The sequence below is a fragment of the Oleiphilus sp. HI0132 genome, from assembly GCF_001635845.1.
The window spans coordinates 1-1,180 of record NZ_LWGJ01001598.1 but is presented as its reverse complement, the minus strand read 5'-3'; the positions used below and the strand labels follow the sequence as shown (position 1 = coordinate 1,180).

Genomic DNA, 1,180 nt, shown 5'->3' with positions numbered 1-1,180 from the left:
CCCACGGCGACTATCAAGAAATTATTGACTGGTTGCGTGCGTCAAAGATCTCCCCCAAGCAAGTGTTCGTTACCCATGGTGAGCGTAGTGCCTCTGACTCAATGCGTATGAAGATAAAAGAGCAGTTGGGTTTGAAAGCTTGTGTACCGGAGCCTGGTCAGGAATTTGAACTGAATTAGTAAATAGTCTCGGTCAATAATTAAGGTTGGATATGGAGCAATTTCAGTTACTAGAGTTTATTTCAGGAATCGGGGTATTTCTATTTGGTATTGATCAACTAGAGAAGGCCTTGAAGGCTTTAAGCAGTCGTTCCTTGAAAGTCATGCTGCGCAAGCATACAACTCATCCTTTAAAGTCGATACTAGGTGGGACGGTCGCAACAGCCATTCTGCAGAGCAGTTCGGTTGTTGGCTTAATGACGCTGGCCTTTGTCGGGGCCGGTATTCTCGATATGCGCAATGCGCTGGGGATCATTCTAGGGTCTAATCTGGGAACAACGTTTACCGGCTGGATCGTTGCAACCTTGGGCTTTAAGCTCAGTTTGTCTGCTTTCTATCTACCGATGCTGGGTCTGGGGTGTTTAGGTTTAGTTAGCTTTGGTGATGATAAAAAGCTCCGTCACATGAGTCGCCTATTAATGGGCTTAGGGCTGTTGCTGATGGGCTTGGTGCTGATGAAAGATAGCATTGAGGCTTTTTCGCAAAGCTTCGATGTCTCTATATTCAAAGAGTATGGAATTTTTGTTTTTTTTCTAGTGGGCGTTATCTTCACGGCCATCATTCAATCCAGCTCCGCGACAATGATGATCACCTTGAGTGCACTTAATGCTCAAATAATTGGATTAGATCAAGCGGCGGCATTAGTGATCGGTGCAGACCTAGGAACCACCGGCACTGTTATGCTCGGTGCCTTAAAAGGAACGCCAATTAAAAGGCAGGTGGCAGCAGCGCACTTCTTTTTCAACCTGATCACCGATTTATTGGCACTCCTATGTTTGCCTTTGCTGTTGAAAATTATCAATGATGTCTACCAAGTCGAAGACCCTTTACTTGGTTTGGTCGCCTTCCACAGTACCTTTAATGTAATTGGTATTTGCCTCTTTATTCCCTTTTTGGGGGCATTTGCACGCATGCTGGAAAGGCTCTTCAAAGAAGATACCAGTGCCATTAATTGCCATATC

The 1,180-nt window shown here is 45.1% G+C and carries 2 protein-coding genes; both read left to right on the top strand.

Translation table 11 applies throughout. The features are described 5' to 3' along the window. Positions 1-179, top strand: a 179-nt coding sequence (locus tag A3766_RS32785; protein ID WP_369808654.1) for an MBL fold metallo-hydrolase RNA specificity domain-containing protein, incomplete at its 5' end; no start/stop codon positions are given. 32 nt (positions 180-211) lie between these two features. Next, a partial coding sequence (locus A3766_RS24710; RefSeq protein ID WP_197479723.1) for a Na/Pi cotransporter family protein occupies positions 212-1,180 on the top strand: 969 nt, incomplete at its 3' end.